The following is a 21,651-nucleotide window of genomic DNA, read 5'->3' as shown; positions in this document are numbered from 1 at the left end:
GACAAATATCTATCATGAGCCTGCTCACTGACCTGGCCGATCCGCGAAGCAAGCGCAGCAAGTCAGCGCTGAAAGTCGCCGCCTGTGTTGTCGCCGACCCCCACGCAGTGCTGTCTGCCACCACCGCGGCGCTCGCAGCCAAGGTCGGCGTCAGCGAACCCACCGTAAACCGCTTCTGCACGGGTCTGGGCTACAAGGGTTTCCCCGACTTCAAGCTGGCGCTTGCAGCAGAGTTGGCGCGCAAGCAACCTCTGCTGGCACAGAACATAGAAGCGAGCGACTCCCTGGGCCGGGCTGCGGCAAAAATCTTTGAGGGAACGCATGCCAGCCTGACCCAGACACAGGAGCGCCTGGACCTGGCGTCATTGCATGCCGCCGTTGACCTGCTGGCGGACGCTCGTTCCATTACCCTTTGCGGCCTGGGGGCCTCTGCCTCGGTGGCACTGGATGCCCAGCATAAGCTGCTGCGTTTCCCGGTGCCGGTCACCGCGTTGACGGACATTATCAACCAACGTGTCGCGGCAACCGGCCTGGGAGCCGGGGATTGCCTTGTGTGTATATCCTACACCGGCCGCACAACTGCAATGATCGAACTGGCGGAGCTGGGCGCGCGCGAGGGAGCGACAGTACTGGGCATTACCGCTCCAGAGTCGCCACTGGCGACTGCATGCCATCGGGTGTTGAGCGTCGAATGCGGCGAGAACACGGAGCTCTATACGCCCATGACTTCCCGAATTGCACAACTGGTGCTGATCGACATTCTGGCAACCGGCCTGGCCCTGGGTCAGGGTGAGGAATTCCTCGAACATTTGCAGCAGGTAAAGAAAAACCTGGCCGGTACACGTCAACTTTAAACAGGGTGAATGCGCGTCTGGCCACTGCGCCTGGCGCTGCCCCCAGCGCGCTGCCGAATCACTGCGGCGAACGGCTCCAGTCTCGCAAATTACGCTCATTGTTACCGCGAGTTTATTGACCGAACGCATGATCGCGCACGCAACGCACGCCTAAACTGGGAGCAGTTGAGCCCCAGTATGACGATGGCAATGGAGTCCGCATGACCGACCGATGGTATAAACTGTCACCTGAGCACGTTCTACAGCGTCTTCAATCCAGCGAGTCGGGCCTGGATGAAAGCACTGCAGCTGAGCGCCTGGCGCAGCATGGCCCCAACGAGATCGCCTTCCAGAAAACCCCGGCGTGGGTCCTTTTCCTGCGTCAGTTCAATGACCCCATGGTAATCATTCTGCTCGCCACCGCTCTGGTGACCGGCGTGCTTACGGCGCTGGGCAGCCATATGCTCCCGGATACCGTGGTGATCCTTTCCGTAGTACTGCTCAACGCTATTCTCGGATTTGTGCAGGAAGGCAAGGCAGAGGGCGCGCTCGACGCCCTGCGCAACATGATGGTCCAGGAGGCACTGGTAATCCGTTGCGGCGACCAGCGCCGCATCCCGGCACGGGAATTAGTGCCGGGGGACCTGGTTGTGCTGGAGGGCGGCGACAAGATTCCCGCAGACGTGCGCTTTATTGATGTGTCCAATATCCACGTGGACGAATCCTCGCTTACAGGCGAGTCAGTGCCCGTGGAAAAACTCACTGGTGAATTGCAGGGGGACGACCTCGTGCCCGGCGACCAGCTTAATGTCGGCTTTTCCGGCACCTACCTCACCCGGGGAACCGCGCGGGCAATGGTGGTGGAAACAGGGGCCAATACGGTGTTTGGCCGCATCGCCGATATGGTCAAGGCTGCCGATGTGCACAGCACGCCCCTGCAGCGCAAAATGAAAGAATTCGTGCGCACGCTGATCATCGCCATTCTCATTGTCGGTGCATTCAACTTTGGCTACGGTATCTACCTGGGCTACGCCATTTCCTATAGTTTCCTCGGTGCCGTGTCCCTGGTGGTAGCCGCGATCCCGGAAATGCTGCCGGCGCTGGTCACCTCCATCCTGGCCCTCTCGGGGATGGTAATGGCCGGCCGCAAGGCACTGATACGCAAACTGCCGGCGGCCGAGACACTAGGGGCCACCTCGGTAATCTGTTCTGACAAGACCGGTACGCTCACTGAGAACCGCATGACAGTCACCCGGGTCTATGCGGGCGGCGAAATACTCGCGGTAACCGGCACGGGCCTGGATATCGAGGGAGAATTCCGCCGCCGCAACCAGGCGATCAAGCCGGCCGAACATCCGGCACTGATGCGCCTACTGCGCTGTGGCTTCGACTGCAACAACGCACACCTCTCCGGCGAGGGCGGCACCGGGGACCCTACCGAACTGGCCCTGCGGATCTCCGGAGCGAAAGCGGAAATCGCCGCCGACTCGGTACAACGCCTGGTGGAATTACCCTTTGATTCAAGCGTCAAGTACATGGCCGTACTGGTTGAAGACCAGGGTCAACGCTGGATCCTCGTCAAGGGTGCTCCGGAAGTGATCGTCGACATGTGCAGCAACACGCTCAGCGAACAAGGTGAGTGCGGGACATTTGCAAGGGAGCAAGCGCTGGGTACAGCTAAATCCTTCGCCGTAGACGCGCTGCGCACGCTGGGCTTTGCCGAGAAGCAGGTCGCAGCGGATTATACTGAGTTGAGCCAGGACAGTCTGAGGGACATGTGCTTCGTGGGCTTGCAGGGCATGATCGATCCACCGAAACAATCCGCCATCGAAGCGGTGGAACAGTGCAAGCGAGCGGGAATACGTACGGTGATGATCACCGGCGACCACCCCGACACGGCCCAGGCCGTCGCCCGGCAGCTGGGAATCGCCGCGGAAAAGGTAATGACCGGTGCCGAACTCAATCACCTGCAAGAGACCCAGTTGCGCGATGCCACTGCCGAGGTGTCAGTGTTTGCCAGGGTGGCCCCGGAACACAAGAAAGCCATCGCCGAAGCACTGCAGGCACAGGGTCTTGTGGTGGCAATGACCGGTGACGGTGTCAACGATGCCCCGGCACTGAAGGCGGCGGACATCGGTATCGCCATGGGCATCAGCGGCACTGAGGTAGCCAAGGAATCCTCCGATATGGTGCTCGCTGATGACAATTTCGCCACCATTGTCGCCGCGGTGGAGGAAGGGCGCCACGCCTGGAACAATCTGCAGAAGGCGATTCTCTACACACTGCCAACAAACGCGGCCCAGGCGCTATTGATTATGGGGGCGATCATCATGGCCGCCTGGGTGCCCCTGTTCGGTGCACGCTTTGTCCTCGAACCCGTGCAGATCCTGTGGATCAACCTGCTGGACTCCGTTCTGCTGACCATGCCGTTAATGATGGAAGGCAAGGAAAAAGGCCTTCTCGACGCCCCTCCCCGACCGGCAGATGCGCACATCATTGACGCACTTTTCCTGCAACGGGTAGTTATCATGGGGTTCGCCATTGCCATACCGGGCTTTCTGATCTACTACCACTTCGGTAACGCCGCCGTGGTCGACGGACAGATTGTCGACGCGCTGCTGCTGACCCAGGCGCAGACCGCAGCTTTCTGGGCGATACTGCTGGCACATTTCGGCTATGTCATGTCAGCGCGGTCTATCCGCGCATCCGTGTTCACCTTTAACCCACTCTCCAATCACTGGCTGCTGGCGGGCATCGCCCTGAGCATTGCTATCAGATTCATCCCCACCTTGATCCCGGAGGCGGCTGCACTCTTTCGGACGGCCCCGTTCCCGCCCGAATGGTGGCCATTGATTTTGCTCTGTTTTCTACCCAGCTTTATCGCTATCGAAACCGACAAGCTGTTGCGCAGAGTATTCGCGTGAAAAAACCGTTTGCAGCACCGGTCTCTCTACCTGCTTTCAGTGCGCATGGGCTACACTGCACTAACGGATATTTTGTGGGCACCGCCGGCTCCGTAGGCTCCGCCGCCGTCCACGTGGCAACTGCGGGACTAATCGGCCGTGTCCCTGTCCACTACTGACAATAAAATCATGCCAGAGAGCTAACATGAGCAATACGTCCATCCCGCCACTAGACCTGATGTTCTTCCTCACTGAATCGGCACAGAGCCCCAAGCATGTGGGCGCGATACAGATCTTTGAGATGCCGAAGAATGCGCCGGCAAACTACCTGCAGGAACTTGTGGCCCGATTCAAGCAGGCACCCGTGGTCGCACCCTTCAGTTACACACCCTACTTTCCACGTCTTGGCATGCCGCAATGGAAGGAAAGCGAGGAGATCGACATAAATTATCATGTCCGTCACTCTGCCCTGCCCGGGCCCGGCACCGAAGACCAGCTGATGGAAGTCGTACAGCGCTTGCACAGCAGTCTGCTGGACCGCCGTCGCCCCTGCTGGATGTGCCAGATCATTGAAGGTCTTGAAGGCAACCGTTTCGCCATTTACTCGAAGATTCACCACGCCTATATCGATGGCATGTCTGGCGTGAAGCGCATGTACGGGTCATTATCGACCTCGCCCAAAGATGACACCGTGGTCACCACCTGGTCCTTTGACCCGAACGCCCGGAACAAGAAAAAGACGCAAGGCAGGCCCAGTAAGAGGACCAACCCGCTGATGCAGCAGGCCAGGGGCGTGATGGAGGCGTACCAGTTCATGACCAAGGTAGGCCTGCAGTGGATGAAACTGCGCGAGAGTGACGCGCAGATCCCCTTCTCAGCGCGGCGCACCCGAATGAACAAGCCCATTCAGTGGGATACGCGCTCCACGGCGATTTGCACGCTGCCGCTGGACCGCGTCAAAAAAATGGGCAAGACGCGGCAGTGCACCGTGAACGAGGTAGTGCTGGCGATTATTGGCGCGGCTCTGGACGAATATCTCAGCGCACACGGTGAGACACCCACTGCACCACTGGTCGCCCTGTGCCCCATGTCCATTCGCAGTAAATCGGACGACAGTGCCCGCACCCAGGTTTCTGCCGTACATGTACGGCTCGGTGACCCGGGGGTAAGCCCGGGACGGAGACTGGCACAGGTTGTCGAATCCTCCGCCGCCTCCAAGGCGGAAGTAGCGAGCTTGTCCGCGGAGGCGATGATGGACTACGGTGTAATGGTCTTCGCCCTGTATGAGCTGTTGGAGCGCAGCAAGCTGGATCAGATATTGGCGCCCTCGTACAACGTGCTGGTGTCCAATGTTCCCGGCCCCGGTGAAGAAGACCTTTATCTCTGTGGCTCGCGCATGGTCGCCAGCTATCCGATTTCAACGCTGTTGCCCGGTGTGAACCTGAACGTAACCCTGCTCTCACACGGTAACTCCCTTGACTTCGGCCTGCTCGCCGACCGTCACGCGCTACCGGATGTGCACCTGCTCTCGGAAGCCATCCTCCGGCACTTTGGGGAATTGGAGAAGGCACTGCTGGCGGCTCCATCCAGCAGGCGGCGTGCAGTCTCCCGCACCACGACCAGGCACAAGGCGAAACCAAAAGCAAAAGCAAAGGCTAAGGCCAAGACAAAGACAAGAGCAAAATCGAAGGCAAAGGCAACAGCCGCCGCCCCCGTGAATTAGCCTGCCCGGCCGTCCATGCTCAAGTACCTGCCCAACGCATTAACGACCCTGCGGCTGCTGCTGGCGCTGCCGCTTGGTTTGCTCATCCTGCGCCACCACTACGCCCTGGCGCTGTGGATCGGGCTGCTGGCAGGCATTACCGATGCCCTGGATGGATTTACCGCCAGACGACTGGGGTACTTCTCCCAGTTCGGCGCTGCACTCGACCCGGTGGCGGACAAGCTGCTCATCATGGTCACCTTCCTCTGCTTCGCCCAGATAGAACTGGTCCCCTGGTATGTGGCTACAATTGTCGTGGGTCGCGACCTGATAATCGTCAGCGGCGCACTCTGTTATCGAGTACTGGTAGGGCCTATTCATTTCGCTGCCACCGCGCTCAGTAAAATCAACATGCTGGTGCAAATCTGCTTCTGTGTGATGTTATTGGCAGCGCAATTGACTCCATTGATAGGGCCGCAGGTAATTCAGGGGGCAACGGTGCTCGTATTGATGATCGCTGTCGTCAGTGGCCTGGACTACGTGGTGACGTGGACGCGTAAGGCCCACCAGAACCAGGAACCGGGTAACTGATTAAATGACGGGCAGCGACCGCGAAATCCACATCCTCACCTACAATGTGCACAAGGGTTACTGCTCCGGCAATCGCCGTTTTATGCTTGAGTCCATGCGCGAACGCATCGCCGAGACAGGTGCGGATATCGTTTTCCTGCAGGAAATTCATGGCACCGCTATCAAGAGCAAGGCCAAGCGTCGTAAGTTCTCCTATCCGGACCAACCGCATTTTGAGTACCTGGCGGACCAGGCCTGGCCGCATTTCGCTTACGGTCGCAACGCAATCTATCGCAAGGGTGACCACGGCAATGCCATTCTCAGCATGCATCCGTTCGTAAGTTGGGAAAATATCGATGTCTCAATCTTCCCACGCTCCAGTCGCAGCATTCTCCACGGGGTGATCGAACTTCCTCACAAGGCCACGCGATTACACACACTCTGCGTGCACCTTGGTCTGCTGGAACAGGAACGCAAAGAGCAGCTACAAACCCTGACTGAGCGTATCGACCAGCATGTGCCGCGCGATGAACCGATGATTATTGCCGGTGACTTCAACGACTGGCGCAGCCGCGCGGAACATCACCTGCACGACGACCTTGGCCTGGAAGAACTGTTTGTTAACCTGCAGGGACGCCATGCCCGTACGTTTCCCGTGTGGGCGCCGTTTCTACCCGTTGATCGAGTATACTACCGTGGCCTGCAGCCGGAATCATGTAATCGCCTGGCGAGCGGACACTGGCGGGACCTGTCTGACCATGCCGCCCTCTTTGGAGTATTCAAGCTGGAATGACTATGAGCAAGCTCAAGGAAACCCTGTGCCAATTGCCGGCCATCACCTCTCTGGCCAGGGCCCTACGGCCGCGAGCCATGACCACCAGGGACTGCCTTGGAGGGCGTGTGGAAGCGCTTGCCAGGCGTTATCCGGAGCGCAGCGCTGTTATCTTTGAGGGCCGCGAACTGAGCTGGAGCGAACTCAATGCCGAGGCCAACCAGGTCGCCCATGGACTCAAACGACTGGGCCTGACGCGCGGTGATTGCGCCGCACTGATAATGGAAAATCGCGTCGAATTCCTGACTTCACTGATCGCAGTGAATAAGTTAGGCGGCATCGCCGCGTTGATCAACACCAACCTGACTGGCCGCGCGCTCACGCACTGTCTGCAAATTACCGACGCGCGCTGGTGCCTGTTTGGTGAAGAGCGACTGGAAGCGGTTGCTGAAATCAGCAACGAGACAGCTTTGCCTGACGTCATGGCCTGGCTCTATGTCCGTGACAGCGGTACGCAGCAATGCCCTGACTGGGCCACTGACCTGGGCGCCAGCGCCCACGAAGCCACCAGTAACCCACCGGAAACCGCAGAAAACACGATTGCGGAACACGCCCTGTATATCTTTACATCCGGCACCACGGGCCTGCCGAAAGCGGCGGTCATGAGCAATAAGCGCTTTATACTGAGTTCGCTGATGTCCTCACTGGGAGGCTTGCGCTGTGATGTTAACGACCGCATCTACCTCTGCCTCCCGCTCTACCACGGTACGGCCCTGTTCCTCGGCGCCGGTGCGGCCTTCAACACCGGAGCCAGTATTTTCCTGCGCCGCAAATTCTCTGCCAGCCAGTTCCTCGAGGAAGTGCGCGAACATGAGACCACCTGTTTTATTTATATCGGTGAAATCTGCCGCTACCTGCTGGCCACGCCGGAGCACCGCGACGATTACCAGAATCCACTCACCACGGTGATGGGCAACGGCTTACGCCCGGATATCTGGCATGCATTCAAGGAGCGCTTTGGCATTACCCGCGTCTCGGAATTCTATGGGTCCAGCGAGGGTAACGTGGGCTTTATCAACCTGCTGAACAAGGACTGCACCGTGGGCACAGGCAGCCTGCCCCACACCCTGGTGCAGTACGACATTGATGCAGATGAGGTTGTACGCGATGCCAGGGGCCGCTGTGTCAAAGCGGCGCCGGGACAAGCCGGACTGCTGCTGGGCAAGATCACTGCGGTTACCGCGTTTGAGGGCTATACCAATGCAGAGGCCACGGAAAAGAAAATTCTGCGCGACGTATACAAGCCAGGTGACGCCTGGTTCAACACCGGCGATCTGCTGAAGACGGTCGATGTGGGCTTCGCTTTCGGCCTGCCTCACTACCAGTTTGTTGACCGCATTGGCGATACCTTCCGCTGGAAGGGTGAAAACGTGTCCACCAATGAGGTGGGCGAGGTCATCAACGCCCACCCCCAGGTGCACTTCTGCAACGTTTACGGAGTGGAGATACCCGGCACCGACGGACGTGCGGGTATGGCGGCACTGTTGCTGACAGATGATGCCAGAGAACTGGATATTGCTGATTTCTCAGCACATATTTGCGCCCAGTTACCCACCTATGCGCGGCCACAGTTTCTGCGCATTCTGCCCGACATGGATACCACCGGCACCTTCAAAATGCTTAAGGGTGACTTGCGCAAGCAGGGGTTTGACCCGGCCGTCGTCAGCGACCCGCTACTGGTGATGAAACCGGGCAGCGATCACTACGAAGCGCTGACAGAAGACTTTGCTGCCGAAATCCTCGCCGGGCGCGGCGGCTACTGACACCGCCCGCACCGGCCTGCGTCGAACCTAGGAGGACGGTTTGCGCGCAGGGGAACCTGCTCGCGGCCTGCGCCGACGACGCGGTCGGTTGTGGCCGTCACTGCCCCGTCCGCGCGCGGTGTGCTTTCCGCCGCCGCGCCCCTTGCCGCCACCGGGCCGCCCTGCCTGTTTAGGTTTCCGCAGGGGCGCACTGGCGGGCACTTCGTGGTCGGGCTCAAAGCCGCTTATGTACTCACGCTTCAGGTGACGCTGTATCACCTGTTCTATGGCGTTGAGCTGCTTGATTTCATCGGCACTCACCAGAGAGTATGCGCGCCCGGAGGCACCCGCCCGGCCAGTGCGGCCAATACGATGCACGTAGTCTTCCGGTACATTGGGCAGGTCAAAGTTCACCACCTGCGGTAACTGGGCAATATCCAGGCCACGGGCCGCGATATCCGTCGCCACCAGAACCCGGACGCTACCGTTCTTGAAGCCCTCCAACGCGCGAGTACGTGCACTCTGGCTCTTGTTCCCATGAATCGCAGCCGCTTCCAGCCCGGCTTTTTCTAGTTGCTGCGCCAGGCGATTGGCGCCGTGCTTGGTGCGCGCGAAGACCAACACCTGGGTCCAGTTATTAACCTCCACCAGTTCCCGCAGCAAGGCACTCTTGCGCTTTTTGTCCACGGGATAGACCCATTGCTCCACGTTGTCTGCAGTCGCATTGGCCGCAGCCACCTCTACTTCCACCGGGTTGTGCAGCAACCGGGTGGTCAACTCGCGGATCTCCATGGCAAAAGTCGCCGAGAACAGCAGGTTCTGTCGCTCTGAGGGCAACAACTTGATGATGCGGCGGATATCGTGGATGAAACCCATGTCGAGCATGCGGTCGGCTTCATCCAGAACCAGGATTTCCAGGTCGTCGAAGTTGATCTCACCCTGCCCGTGGAGATCCAGCAACCGACCCGGTGTGGCGATGAGTATGTCGACCCCTCGACGCAAACGCTCAATTTGCGGATTAATCTTCACGCCACCAAATACCACGGCGGATTTCAGCGGTAGGTGTGCGCCATAAGTGCCCACACTTTCTGCGACCTGGGCGGCCAACTCTCGCGTGGGCGCCAGGATCAGCGCGCGCGTCCGGTGCGGTTTAAGCGGGCCACTATCCAGCAGGCGCTGCAAGATAGGCAGCGTGAAACCCGCGGTTTTACCCGTACCGGTTTGTGCGGCAGCCATGACGTCGCGACCAGAGAGCACAGCGGGAATGGCCTGTTCCTGCACCGGCGAGGGCTCGGTGTAGCCTTTCTCTTGCACCGCCAACAGCAGCGCAGGTGACAGGCCGAGTTGCTCGAATGTCATGGTGGGTCTCTCGCAATGGATGGCCTCCCATTCGGGCAGGCGCAGGGACAGAACAAAACCGCGCGCATATTACTGCATGGGACGCCGGATGGATATGCGAGCTCGCCGCAGTGCATCCAGTTCATGTTGCAACTGCACTGCGTCGTTACTGAAAATCCATTCCACGTCACGCGCAATCTCACGCAGCATGGCATTGCGCGAACGGGGAAAGCCAGTACCTATCCACTGCCCTGCGCGATGATGACGCCGCCTCATTCGCTCGTTAAGCAACAGGTAATGCCCGGCAAGTCCGGCGTATCCGCGCTGCAGACTGATCTCGCTCAGTACCGCAAAATTCATTTGCGCCACCGGTAAAAAGCAGTACGGCGGTAGAAAATCGACCACCGTAAACAGCGCCGGATCCAGGGCAAGCATGTGGAAATCTGCAGCCGGCTGCAGGTCGCCCAGAATGGTTTGCAGGGAGGCGCGCTGGTCCTGCAGATGTTGGGCACTGAAGACCTTTATCTCTAGCATCAGGTGCGCATCCCCCCCATAGCGCTGCACCACCTCCGCCAGGGATGGCACCTCGGGAACCCGCTCGCGCAGTTGGGAAAACGTCAGTTCGGCTACCTCCATGGGCAGCTCAAAAACACGCGCCAACGTGGCATCATGGCAAATCACCGGCACGTGATCTCGCGTCCAGCGAATATCACATTCCAGGCCGTACACACCTGCAGCCCTTGCTTTGTCAAAGGCTGACAGGGTATTTTCTTTAGTCTTGCGATTATCGTGTTCGCCGCGATGGGAGACAATTTTGCATTTACGCAGCGCGGCCTCGTCAGGAACAGCCCGCGGTACCAGGGCCATCACCTGGTCCACAGTATTCATGGCCAGATTCTGTAACGACTGTTTCAACAAACTCTGCCTCCACTGTGCGCTCAGATAACGCCCCGCTGCGCCCCGGCAAAGAACGCGAGACGGCTCCAAAGACGCCGCTGCGGGAAGTCATCGCCTGGGCGTTCTACGACTTCGCCAACTCAGGCTACACCACTGTCGTCCTCACCACCATCTACAGCGCCTATTTCGTCGGCGTAGTGGCTGCCGGGCTGGACGCCACGACGCCCGGTGCTGCCACACTGCTATGGACACTGGCGATCGCATTTTCCAACCTGGTAGTCCTGTGCAGCGGACCGGTCATCGGCGCGATCAGCGACTTTCGCGCCAGCAAGAAAACCTTTCTGCTGTTGACCTCTATTTTATGTGTCAGCGCCACGGCCATGCTGGCATGGACCGCGCCGGGGCAGGTCACCCTGGCCGTAATATTACTGGTTTTGTCCGCAATCGCTTTTTCCAGCGGCGAGAACCTGATCGCCGCATTTCTGCCGGAGATTGCCACTCGTGAAAATATGGGGCGCATCTCCGGTTACGGCTGGGGCCTGGGTTACTTCGGCGGATTGCTGACATTGGCATGCTGCCTCGCCTATATCCAGTTCAGTGAGGGTCGCGGGATGGGCGCGGAGCACTATGTGCCCGTCTGCCTGCTGATCACCGCACTCATTTTTGCGATTACCGCCACACCCACATTCGTCTGGTTGCGCGAGCGAGCGCAACCGCGTCCCCTTCCGAGCGGCAAGGGCTACGTGAAGGCGGGGCTGGGTCAGGTGTTAACAACTGTCAGGCATGCTGCACGCCTGCCAGACCTGTTTCGCTTTCTGCTGTGTATTGTGCTGTTTCAGGCAGGCGTCGCCACGGTGGTGGTACTGGCTGCGATCTACGCTCAGGAGGTGATGCAGTTTGACAGTCAGCAACTGATTGTACTGATCATGCTGGTCAACCTCACTGCTGCTGCAGGGGCATTTGTTTTCGGTTTCGCCCAGGATCGCTTCGGCTCAATACCCAGCCTGGCCGGAGCACTGATGGTGTGGATAGCCGCCATTGCCGTGGCGCTGCAAGCCACGACCAATACCGATGTATGGATAGCCGGCAACCTGATTGGACTGGCCATGGGCGCCACACAGGCCGGTGGCCGTGGGCTGGTGGGCCAACTCACCCCGGCGTCGCAAAACGGGGAAATTTTCGGCTTGTGGGGGTTGGCCAATCGAACCGCCGCGATTATCGGGCCGATCAGTTATGGCATTATCAATCGGCTGGCGGACGGTGACCATCAGCTGTCACTGATCTCCACCCTGGTCTTTTTCGTGCTGGGACTGGGTCTGCTGCTCACCATCGATGAGAAACGGGGCCACCAGGCTGCCCGGCAGGTCAGCTGAGCGAAGACTGCTGGCGGTAGACAAGAAACCACTGTACCAGGCCCCAGACCGAGAGCACTGCGTAGACGCAGATCAATGCTGCGTAGATATCCAGTGACCTGTCCATGTACAGCCAGATCGACGCCACATTAAGCACGATCCAGTAGACCCAGGTTTCCAGCACTTTCTTCACTTCCATGTAGGTTGCGGCGAAGCTGAAGGCCGTGGTGAAAGCGTCGATGTAAGGACGCTGTGCGTCGGTAAAAGTGCTAAAGAAGGTGGCCAGAGCCAGCGCACTCAACGAGGCAACAAGAATGATCGCCGCGTGAGCACTCAGCTGATAGCGGATAACCGGGTTGTTATGCATAGCGACCCGGCGGCTCCAGCGTATCCAGCCCCAGATACCCGCAGCAACGTAGAACGCGTAGAGAAAGGCCTCCGAATAGAGCTTGCCGTCGATAAACAGGTAAATGGACAACAGTGACCCGGCGATACCAAACGGCCAGGCGATAACCTGTTCACGGATCAGGAAAACGATGTAGGCAAGGCCCGCCAGGGTAGCCAGGATTTCCACCAGTGTATTAACTGCCATTACCGCTCCTGATTCGATTAAGCTTGCAGGTACCGCCCACAAGGTTCACTCATGATTGCTGCATTACACCACCAGCTTCTGGTCACCGACCTCCCCGCCCTGCCGCTCCATGGGTTGCCCGCGGCGCTGCGCAACTTCTGCCAGCGCCCAACGGCATACCGTGAAGACTTCCAGCAGTCACGCTTTGGCAAGGCCTTCGACGGCTACTCCTACCCGGGGCAGGAAGACAGCCTCAATCAGGGACCTGAGGATCAACTGCACTCCTTCGTACTCTCCGACTTTTCGCCTGCGCTGCACTATCCGCCTGAACTGCAGCCGTTCCTGCGCCAGCACTGGGCTGAACTTACCCGCGCCGCGCGCGTCATTGAGCAACGCATACTCACGGAACTGGGACTGGAAGATATTGCCCGCCAGCATGAGGAACGCTGCGGCCACATGCTTTCAGCCAATTACTATCCTCCACTGCCAGCCGGGGCAAACGCCATCGCCAACATTGCGCCGCAGAAAGCATCGGCGCTGCGGTTATCGCCTCACCCAGACGTCAGCCTGCTTACCGTATTGTTTGCCGGCATCGCAGAAGACTTCCAGTACCAGGACAGCCGCGGCCTTTGGCTGGATGCAGAGCCTGCAGACAAGGTCGTTGTCTTCGCCGGCGAGTTGTTACAGTGGCTCACTGACGGAGCGATTCCCGCGCTGAATCACCGCGTGAAGCGCGGTGAAAACCCGGGTGAACGCTTTTCATTCGCCCTATTTTCACTGCCCGCGCCGGGCGCCACTCTGGTCAGCAACGCAGGCCGGCACATCACTACCGAAGACTGGTACCGCCTGCACCTGAGCCAATGGGACAACTGAATCGGCTCAGAGCCACCAGGACAGGTCCAGCCCATAGGTACGCGGCGCGCCCAGCTGGTAATAGCTCTGGTTGCTGAAAGCACCCACCTCATCACGCGGGTCGGCCCCGAAGTAAAGGCCATGCGTCGCGTACTCCTCGTCGCCAAGGTTGCGTCCCCATAGGTTCACAGTAAGGTCACCATTGCTCCAGCTGAGACTGGCGTTCACCAGGTCGTAAGCCTCCAGTTTGCCGTCGTGATAGTAACCATAGAAACTGTCATCCCTGCCCTCAGCCTCTACCGTGGCAGAGAAACCGGAGGGCAAAAGCGCGCGCACACCCACATTGTACTGGTACTGCGGCGACTTGCTCTGTTCCCTGTCGCGCTTGCTGACGAAATCGCCCGCATCCAGGTCAAAGGTGCGGATGGTATCCACCTCAGTCTCCAGCCAACCCACGTTTGCAAAAATTTGCACGGCCTCGCCCAGGTCATACGTGGTCTCCAGCTCCAGCCCATAGGCGTCGGCGTCAGAGTTGCTGTCCAGGTAACCAATCCACAGCCCCGCGCCTTCATCCCACATCCAGTTTTCCAGCTGGGCACCGTCGCGTGTTGTGTAGAACAGCGACGCACGCAGCGCCAGCCGATTATCCAGTTGACGCGTCTTCAGGCCGAGCTCCCGACTGAACAGGGTTTCATCCTCGAAGCGCAGGTTGCCCCGCATAAAGCCCTGGAACGCGGGACTCATAAAGGCGTACTGTGAACTGGCGGCCACGTTGACGCCGCCCGGCTTGCTGGCAAGGGCGAGCGTGGCATAGGCGAATGTGTTGTCGCTGAGGCTGTACTGCAGGCTCAGTTCTCCGTTGTAGAGATTTTCGCCGTTATCCTCGGACACGCCGTTACTGTCACGATAGTCGTCCTCGAATCGCTCTACCCGCATACCCCCGGTAAAGCGCAAACTGTCGCTGATGCCGTATTCCAGTTCACCATAAAGCGCATAGCGTTCGGTCTCATAGCTGCTGGCGCTTGCATACAGTCCGTACCAGGCACTGGGATAGGCGTAGTCCAGGTCTTCGTCGTTGCGGTTGGCATAGAAGCCGAGCACATAGCGCAGGTCACCCGAGACCAGCGTTTCTGCTCCGCCCAGCAGTCGAATGTCGATGGTGTCCTGACGGCGGTCGCGATCGAATATTTCCTGGGCCGTATCGTAGCCAAAGGAACAGGTAAAACGCGCACACAGTTCAGGCGACACCCAATCGGCGTCGTAGCTGTAGTAAAGATCGGAGTCGAGGTGCGTCGCCACCACCTGCAAGGTATTGGCATTACCCAGCTGCCACATTCCCCTGACAGTGAATGCGAGGGTGTCCTGAGCATCATCCCCGGGCTGGTCCGACCAGCTGTAGCGGTCATTGTCCAGGGAATAGGCGTCGTAGCCATTGTCAGAATTGAAACTGAACAGCGCGAAATCGTAGCTGGCGTTGGCGCCTGGCTGCCAGGAAAGCCGGGCACGCCCTGTCACTTCATCGTAGCTGTTGGTGTCGTCACGCCCCAGGGCGCGATTCTGCATATACCCGTCCCCCTGGTTCTGCTGTAGCGAAATGCGGCCGTTTACCGTCTCACCCAGGGGGCCGCTGATGATCGCGCCGTAGTGATAACTGCCGTAGTTCCCTGCCCCGCCACTGAGCTGTGCCTCAAAGGTGTCGGTGGGAGCATTGCTATTGATCTTCACCATGCCGGCATGCGCACTGGCGCCATAGCGCGTGCCCTGGGGTCCCCGCAGCACTTCAACCTGGGACACATCGAACAGCATGCCGGCGTTGGCGGCGCTGCCCAGTTCAAGGTCATCGACAACCACGCCCACGGCGGGGTAGTACTTGGGCTCGGCGTATTGCTCCAGATCACCTACGCCGCGCATCTGGATAAAGCGACTGCGCGATGCGCCAGTTGACCAGCTCACATTCGGTGCCGCGCTGAGCACGTCCTCCAGATGCTGCGCTCCGCGCTCTTCGATCTGCAGCTCACCCAGCACGCTGACACTGGCGGCACTGCGCATCAGTTCAGTCTGGCGGAAATCGGCGGTTACAATAACCTCCTCCATTTCCTCCGCTGCCTGGACGGCACTCGCCCCAAGGGCCAGAGCGAACAAAGTCTTACCGGGAAAATTCATATAACGGTCTCCATCTTGCGAAAAGTAGAGACCCGGAAAGCGGTGGAGAGTTACAGGCCGTGGGCGAATGCCTGCGGCAGTTACCTATTCCTACGCCGGTGTTATCCGGATCAGGTTCAAAGGGTCTGCTGCAAGCAACATCTCAGGCATGTGGGCCACCCCTTAGGACGCGAGAGATTCTAGACCATTGGCAAGTGCCGGGCAACGCCTTAAATGGTGGGACTAATCGCCGCGACGATAGAGGCTGAGGACAAAGTCGGCCTGGACCTGCAGGCTTTCCAGCTCGAGCAGCCGGGCCTTGTTCTCACGCTGCCCACCGTAGGCATAGGGGGTCATGGCGACCAGGTCGTGCAACAGCGCCCCCTGCAGATTGAGCGCAAACTGCACCGGTCTGTGCGCAACGCTTTCAAAACCCGCCAGATCCACCTGTGCCCGATCGTGGCGCCGTGGCGCATCGTAGAGCAACTGTCGCAGCTCCCAGAGATGATCAGCACCGGGCATCACTTTCAGGTAGTACCCGCCCTGCTTGAGCAAGCGCAGCAATTCCGCGTCGCTGGCCGGGGCAAACACGCTGAATATCGCCTGCATACTCGCTTCGGGAAGCGGCAGGTCAAACGCGCTGGCCACAGCAAACTCGCCCTGTGGGCAGGCTTTGGCCGCAAGGCGCACTGCTGGTTTCGCAATGTCCACGCCGTACAGGCGGACCCGGGGTAAGGCCGTCGTCACACCGTGACTGTAATAGCCCTCGCCACAGCCGAGATCCAGTAGGCTGTCCCCCACACCGAGCACAGGTTGCAAGGTTGCGACCAATGCCTCTAATAGAGGCCGGTAAACGTCTGCGCCGTGAACCCTGCGTCGGGCGTCAATCATTTCGCGACTATCACCCGGCTCGCGGCTGTGCCTGCGATGGGTGGCTAGCAGATTGACGTAGCGTTCACGCGCATAATCGAAGGAGTGGCGGGCAGGACATTGCAGCGCCTTACCCTCCGGCCGCAGTGGCTCCCCGCAAAGGGGGCAGGTCCAAAGCGGACTCATGCGCGTGCCCGCAGCCGGGCAGCCTGTCGCCAACGAGCTGATTGCATCGTGTATGTCCCCCTGCGTTAATCGTCCAGTGCACCTAATCGAACCCGGGTGCGTTTTTCCCGCGCGCCGGACACGCTACACAGAAACGACATGGCGCACAATTGGGAACGGCCGTATTATTTTCCTCCGGACATGGACAGATGCCAAAACTACAAAAACTGGAAGGCCAACCATGAGTAGCATGCCCCAGGCGCGCATCCACGCGCCTGATCACATAGAGCTGGACCAGGTAGAAATGCCTGCCGTAGGCGCCGATGACGTGCTGGTGCAGGTCGCCCGTTGCGGCATCTGTGGTTCTGACCTCGCCTACGCCAGAATCGGTGGAATTCCCGGTGCTGCCAGCCCCTTCGCGCTGGGTCATGAATTTGCCGGCACCGTGGTCGAGACGGGCATCAACGTCAGCAACTACCAGGCAGGTGACCGCGTGGTGGTCAACCCCGACCGCGGTGACAACGCTATTGGCAGCGGCGGCGTACAGGGCGCGTTCGCCTCCCACATTGTGTATCGCGGCGCGACCACAGCTGCGCAAGGCCTGCTTAAATTGCCCGACGCACTGGACTTTGAAACCGGCGCCCTGATCGAACCGCTCGCGGTGGGTATGCATGCCGCTCGCCAGGGTCGTATCCGCCCCGGTGACAAGGTGGCCGTGCTGGGCGCAGGGCCGGTGGGACTTGCCTCGGCCATCGGTGCTCGCCACCTTGGCGCTGAGCAGGTAGTGTTGGTGGACCTTTCAGAACGCCGACTGCAGGTGGCACGGGAGCTCGGCTTCACCGCATTGCACGCTGGCCGGGATGGCCTGGCAGCACAACTGCGTGCGACGCACGATGTGATCACCAACAACCCCATGCTGGGCGAACAACCCGGTACAGATGTTTACATAGAGGCCACCGGCGTAGGCGCAGTGTTGCAGGACATCACCACCACAGCGCGCAAAGGCGCGCGTATTGTCGTTGTTGGAGTGCATTTTGCACCGGTTGAGTTCGATATGACCAACTTCCTGATCAGGGAATTACAGATCACCGCATCCATGGCCTATCCCGACGAATTTCCCGAGGTGATTGATATGCTGCTCTCCGGGACCATCGATGTCCGCCCCCTGATCAGCCACCGCTTTCCCCTGTCCCGTTTCAAGGAAGCCTTTGCCCAGGCACAGCAAGCCGACCAGGCAGTGAAAGTAATGGTGGACTGCCAGCACTGAACACTCATACCTCACGCCTTTTTCTGGCAACAGCGGAGACAACACCATGAGCACTGCAACAGCGACCTTCAATTTCACCGGTGCCCGGGTGCTGATTACCGGCGGCACCAGCGGTATCGGCCTGGCCACCGCCCGTGGTTTTGCCGACGCTGGCGCACACGTCACGATCACCGGGACCCGCGAGGGCGGGGATGCCTATGACGAGGACCTCGCCCGCTTCGAGTACCGGCAATTGCGGGTTACCGACAACGCGGAAATCAAGGCCGTAGCGGCAAGCCTCGACGGACTGGACGTACTCGTCAACAACGCCGGCAACGCTAAATTTGCAGGACCACAGGACTCCGTCGAGTCCGTGTTTGAGGAAATGGTGCGCGTGCACCTGCTCTCCGGCCACCACCTGTCTGAGGCCTGCCTGGAGATGCTCAGCGCCAGCACCCTGCCCGGCGGTGCCAGTGTAGTGGGCATCAGTTCCCTGACCTCGTTTATGGCCGCGCCCTGGGTTCCGGGCTACGGCGCCGGCAAGGCCGGCATGGTGCAACTGGCCAGGACCCAGGCAAAACTATGGGGACCGCTGGGTATTCGCAGTAACTGCGTGACCGCGGGCTACACAGATACTCGCCTCACAGCGCCGGTAAAGAACATGCAGGAAGCCTATGATGCCGTGGTGCGGCGCACAGCCCTGCAGCGCTGGGGCCAGCCCGGGGAAATAGCGGACGCTGTCATGTTCCTGTCGTCAGACCGCGCCTCGTTCATTGACGGTGAGACGCTGATCGTGGATGGCGGTTACCTGCATAGCGAATAATCAGGCTAACGTGCTCGAGGAATTATGGGTCTCATCAACTGCGAATTTTTCTGGGTGGACTCAACAGGCATTGGCCTGACGGGCGGCCGATGGACTGGGTGCTCCGGCCTGGGCCGGTAACCCGGTCGCCAGGGTGGGCGACCAGGAATGTAGTGATGCCCGCCATTGTAGCTGCCGTACCAACCCGTACTGTACTGGTCCACCAGGTTCTGCGGCGCCTCAGTGGGCTGGGGCTGCGAGCGTGCGGCCAGTTCGCGCATCTCCGCACGGTGCTTCTCACGGCTCTGGCGGTCCTCCACCATGCGATCGGTAGATTCGCGCATCGCTTCCAGGTTCTGCAGGTAGACCTCGGGGTCCTGCGCAGTGGGCACCTCCAGGGTCAACGCCTCTGCCGGCTGATCTCCTGCGGGCGGCGTGTCGGAAAAGCTCACTACTCCGTTTTCATCCACCGTGCGGTAAACCGTTTGTGTGTCGGCTGCCCACGCCTGTGAAGCCAGGCAAAGCAGCAGGAAAAAATAGACTCTAATAAAGCGGTGTAGCGGTTGCATGCTGCAAATTATAGACCATTAGACCGCACCGTAGTTGTCACCCGGCTGTCGTCTTGTCGCCACATTGACAGCCACCGCTTCGCAGCAGCGTATCTGCTATGCTCACCGCTGGCACTGTGAACCAGAAAGACGACATGGCGTTCAGCGGCATTGGCCTGCGTCTATTTCAGGAAATTGAAAAGATGAACGTGTACAGCAACAATACAGAGAGTCGGCAATCAGTGGTGGACACACTGAAGGCATTAGGCGCGAAAAACCTTAACAAGGGCACTTCCGGCAATGTGTCAGTGGCGACCGAGAACGGCATGCTCATAACCCCCACCGGGGTCGCAGCAGAGCTGCTGCAAGCAGAACACATTGTGCACATGGCACTGGACGGCGAGGTAGATCCGAATCAGCTAACGCCATCGAGTGAATGGAAAATGCACGCTGACGTGTATCGCCACAAGGCCGGCACCGCCGCCGTGGTGCACTGCCACTCACCCTTCGCCACTATTCTTGCCTGCGCCCGCAGGGCGATACCCGCGATGCACTACATGGTAGCGGCCGCTGGCAGCGATAGCATTCCGCTGGCAGACTACGCCACTTTCGGAAGCGATGAATTGTCTGCAACAGCCCTGCAGGCGCTGTCAGAGAGCATGGCCTGCCTGCTGGCCAATCATGGTCAGCTAGCCACCGGCAGAGACCTGGCAGCAGCGCTGAAGCTGGCGGAGTTGGTCGAGGAGCAGGCACACTGTTACTGGGGCACGCTGTCCATCGGTGGCCCGGTTCTTCTGGACACAGAACAGATGGACGCTGTGCAAGACGCCTTCACCCACTACGGTCAGCAAGCCACCCGCGGCGACCTTGCCGGCGGCAACAAATTCCAGGTTTAACTCGCCCCTTCACGGGGTGCTCACGGGAGATAAAGCCGAATGTTTCAACAATTAAAAGCCTGGTTACTGAGGCGCTACTACCGGATTATCAGCGCCCGCAGCTGGAGAGGCCACAGCAGTGACATTCACTGGGGCGGACTGTCCATACCCTCCCCCGCCGGCCCCATCCATGGCCGCCTGTATAACGCCGGCGGCGGCGCCGACAAGCCGTTGATCGTCTTCTTTCACGGTGGCGGCTGGGTGCTGGGGGGCCTGGAAACACATCACCCCTTCTGCCTTGAACTCAGCGATAAAACCAGCTGCACGGTAATTGCCGTGGATTACCGACTGGCACCGGAGCATGTCTTTCCCGCTGCAGCTGAGGACTGCCTGGCCGCCGTGAATTGGATAGCCGGACACCTCAACGACTTCGGCCCCTGCAATGGCAAACTTGTGATCGCTGGCGACAGCGCCGGCGGAAACCTGGCGGCCTCTGCCTGTCTCGCCCTGAACGAAACCGTGCGGGCGCAGGTGGCCGGGGCGCTGCTGATCTACCCCGCCGTCGACGACTATGCGGCAGAGCACGCTTCCTATACGGAGCACGCCAAGAGTCAGCCACTGACCGCTGACCTGATGCGCTGGTTCTGGGACACCTACCTGGGTCAGTTGGGAAAGCAGGCGGCCAGCTCACAAGGCGCCTTCCCTTTGCAGGCCGATAACATCGATCACCTGCCAGCCACGCTACTGGTTACTGCTGAGGCCGATCCGCTGCGCGACGAGGGCATCGCCTTTGCCGAAAAACTGCGCGCCGCTGGCGTGGCAGTGAATTACAGGCACTTCGAACAGGCAGCGCATGGCTTCGCCTCTTCCAGCGGCCCGAATGCAGACCACAAAGCCCTGATGAGCATGATAGCCGGCTGGATAGAGGCGGGCTTGATCGCAGGGAAAGACACCGAACGATAGCGAGAGGCGATGACAATAAAAGTGAACGGCATACCTGAGCCTGGCGTCACCTGCGCAACCTGTAGGGCCAGTTGTTGCCGACTGGAGGTATTGCTGATTACGGATACGGGTGTACCTGAAGAGTTCATCACCGTAGACAAATGGGGGGCAATGAGTATGTCCCGTTTAAGCGACGGGTGGTGTGCAGCGTTGGACCGAAGCACAATGCTGTGCACCATTTATGAACAACGCCCCTTGATTTGCCGCGAATTTGAAATGGGCGGCCTCGATTGCCTGGCCGAACAAGACCAGGACAGTCAGCACGGTGACGTTAGCTGAAACTGACACCCTTTCACCTGGCGATTCAAGGGTGAACCGGGAGAACAAGGTACAATGTTCTTCTCAGACCCCTCGGGCAATGCGCTTGAATTTAAAGCGCTCAGGGATAGTGGAACGGCGCTGTTCGCAA

General features: G+C 59.5%; 19 protein-coding genes and 1 riboswitch. Of the genes, 13 read left to right on the top strand and 6 right to left on the bottom strand.

Features of this window, described 5'->3' with window-relative positions; translation table 11 throughout:
* Positions 1-14 precede the first annotated feature (14 nt).
* The 6 genes from hexR to C0039_RS06875 all read left to right on the top strand — a co-directional run bounded on the left by hexR (position 15) and on the right by C0039_RS06875 (position 8,603).
* Entirely contained in the window at positions 15-854 is an 840-nt protein-coding gene (hexR, locus tag C0039_RS06905) for a transcriptional regulator HexR (RefSeq protein ID WP_101517652.1), read from the top strand.
* A gap of 200 nt (positions 855-1,054) precedes the next feature.
* A complete protein-coding gene (locus tag C0039_RS06895) occupies positions 1,055-3,757 on the top strand; it encodes a cation-translocating P-type ATPase (RefSeq protein ID WP_076001713.1) in 2,703 nt (900 codons plus the stop codon).
* A gap of 184 nt (positions 3,758-3,941) precedes the next feature.
* Positions 3,942-5,459, top strand: a complete 1,518-nt coding sequence (locus C0039_RS06890; RefSeq protein ID WP_101517650.1) for a wax ester/triacylglycerol synthase family O-acyltransferase — start codon at positions 3,942-3,944, stop codon at positions 5,457-5,459.
* A gap of 15 nt (positions 5,460-5,474) precedes the next feature.
* Positions 5,475-6,029: a CDP-alcohol phosphatidyltransferase family protein gene (locus tag C0039_RS06885; RefSeq protein WP_101517649.1), complete on the top strand. Its 555-nt coding sequence runs from the start codon at positions 5,475-5,477 to the stop codon at positions 6,027-6,029.
* Between the two features lie 4 nt (positions 6,030-6,033).
* Complete coding sequence (locus tag C0039_RS06880; RefSeq protein WP_076001716.1) at positions 6,034-6,801, top strand: endonuclease/exonuclease/phosphatase family protein; 768 nt, start codon at positions 6,034-6,036, stop codon at positions 6,799-6,801.
* Positions 6,802-6,803: 2 nt separating this feature from the next.
* On the top strand, positions 6,804-8,603 hold the full coding sequence (locus C0039_RS06875) for a long-chain-acyl-CoA synthetase (RefSeq protein WP_165787055.1): 1,800 nt from the start codon (positions 6,804-6,806) through the stop codon (positions 8,601-8,603).
* Between the two features lie 27 nt (positions 8,604-8,630).
* Here the strand turns inward: C0039_RS06875 and C0039_RS06870 are convergent, their stop codons facing one another.
* Both C0039_RS06870 and C0039_RS06865 read right to left on the bottom strand, forming a co-directional pair.
* On the bottom strand, positions 8,631-9,941 hold the full coding sequence (locus C0039_RS06870; protein WP_101517647.1) for a DEAD/DEAH box helicase: 1,311 nt from the start codon (positions 9,939-9,941) through the stop codon (positions 8,631-8,633).
* Positions 9,942-10,010: 69 nt separating this feature from the next.
* The gene (locus C0039_RS06865) at positions 10,011-10,835 is read right to left on the bottom strand and encodes a glycerophosphodiester phosphodiesterase (RefSeq protein ID WP_207796387.1); all 825 of its coding nucleotides are present in this window, start codon (positions 10,833-10,835) and stop codon (positions 10,011-10,013) included.
* A 17-nt stretch (positions 10,836-10,852) separates the two neighbouring features.
* Between C0039_RS06865 and C0039_RS06860 the strand changes: the two genes are divergently transcribed.
* Complete coding sequence (locus tag C0039_RS06860; RefSeq protein WP_243391570.1) at positions 10,853-12,190, top strand: MFS transporter; 1,338 nt, start codon at positions 10,853-10,855, stop codon at positions 12,188-12,190.
* Here the strand turns inward: C0039_RS06860 and pnuC are convergent.
* Positions 12,183-12,761 carry a nicotinamide riboside transporter PnuC gene (gene pnuC / locus C0039_RS06855; protein WP_076001720.1) on the bottom strand — a complete coding sequence of 193 codons (579 nt, stop codon included), beginning with the start codon at positions 12,759-12,761 and terminating at the stop codon, positions 12,183-12,185. The two genes, C0039_RS06860 and pnuC, sit on opposite strands and share 8 nt — an antisense overlap.
* 51 nt (positions 12,762-12,812) lie before the next feature.
* Here pnuC and C0039_RS06850 point away from each other — a divergent pair, with 51 nt between their 5' ends.
* On the top strand, positions 12,813-13,613 hold the full coding sequence (locus tag C0039_RS06850) for a 2OG-Fe(II) oxygenase family protein (protein ID WP_101517645.1): 801 nt from the start codon (positions 12,813-12,815) through the stop codon (positions 13,611-13,613).
* A 6-nt stretch (positions 13,614-13,619) separates the two neighbouring features.
* On the opposite strand, the gene C0039_RS06845 is transcribed toward C0039_RS06850, so the two are convergent.
* Positions 13,620-15,755, bottom strand: a complete 2,136-nt coding sequence (locus C0039_RS06845) for a TonB-dependent receptor (protein ID WP_076001722.1) — start codon at positions 15,753-15,755, stop codon at positions 13,620-13,622.
* 70 nt (positions 15,756-15,825) lie between these two features.
* Positions 15,826-15,928: riboswitch (TPP riboswitch) on the bottom strand.
* A gap of 49 nt (positions 15,929-15,977) precedes the next feature.
* On the bottom strand, positions 15,978-16,790 hold the full coding sequence (locus tag C0039_RS06840) for a putative RNA methyltransferase (RefSeq protein ID WP_076001723.1): 813 nt from the start codon (positions 16,788-16,790) through the stop codon (positions 15,978-15,980).
* A 220-nt stretch (positions 16,791-17,010) separates the two neighbouring features.
* Between C0039_RS06840 and C0039_RS06835 the strand changes: the two genes are divergently transcribed.
* Together C0039_RS06835 and C0039_RS06830 are read left to right on the top strand one after the other, a co-directional pair.
* Positions 17,011-18,036: a zinc-dependent alcohol dehydrogenase gene (locus tag C0039_RS06835; RefSeq protein WP_165787054.1), complete on the top strand. Its 1,026-nt coding sequence runs from the start codon at positions 17,011-17,013 to the stop codon at positions 18,034-18,036.
* Between the two features lie 46 nt (positions 18,037-18,082).
* Positions 18,083-18,838, top strand: a complete 756-nt coding sequence (locus C0039_RS06830; protein ID WP_076001724.1) for an SDR family NAD(P)-dependent oxidoreductase — start codon at positions 18,083-18,085, stop codon at positions 18,836-18,838.
* 5 nt (positions 18,839-18,843) lie between these two features.
* Here C0039_RS06830 and C0039_RS06825 read toward each other — a convergent pair whose 3' ends face one another.
* Positions 18,844-19,386, bottom strand: a complete 543-nt coding sequence (locus C0039_RS06825; protein WP_101517644.1) for a DUF4124 domain-containing protein — start codon at positions 19,384-19,386, stop codon at positions 18,844-18,846.
* Positions 19,387-19,484: 98 nt separating this feature from the next.
* Between C0039_RS06825 and C0039_RS06820 the strand changes: the two genes are divergently transcribed.
* Genes C0039_RS06820 through C0039_RS06810 form a run of 3 tightly spaced genes read left to right on the top strand, consistent with a single transcriptional unit; the run spans position 19,485 to position 21,521 of the window.
* Complete coding sequence (locus tag C0039_RS06820; RefSeq protein WP_243391569.1) at positions 19,485-20,261, top strand: class II aldolase/adducin family protein; 777 nt, start codon at positions 19,485-19,487, stop codon at positions 20,259-20,261.
* Between the two features lie 39 nt (positions 20,262-20,300).
* Positions 20,301-21,203, top strand: a complete 903-nt coding sequence (locus tag C0039_RS06815; RefSeq protein WP_101517643.1) for an alpha/beta hydrolase — start codon at positions 20,301-20,303, stop codon at positions 21,201-21,203.
* 9 nt (positions 21,204-21,212) lie between these two features.
* The gene (locus tag C0039_RS06810) at positions 21,213-21,521 is read left to right on the top strand and encodes a YkgJ family cysteine cluster protein (protein WP_101517642.1); all 309 of its coding nucleotides are present in this window, start codon (positions 21,213-21,215) and stop codon (positions 21,519-21,521) included.
* The last annotated feature ends 130 nt before the right edge of the window (positions 21,522-21,651 follow it).

It is taken from the genome of Pseudohalioglobus lutimaris (assembly GCF_002866825.1).
GTDB classification, from domain to species: domain Bacteria; phylum Pseudomonadota; class Gammaproteobacteria; order Pseudomonadales; family Halieaceae; genus Halioglobus; species Halioglobus lutimaris.
Note: the sequence above shows the minus strand (reverse complement) of the source record. Positions and strands in the feature narration are given on the sequence as shown.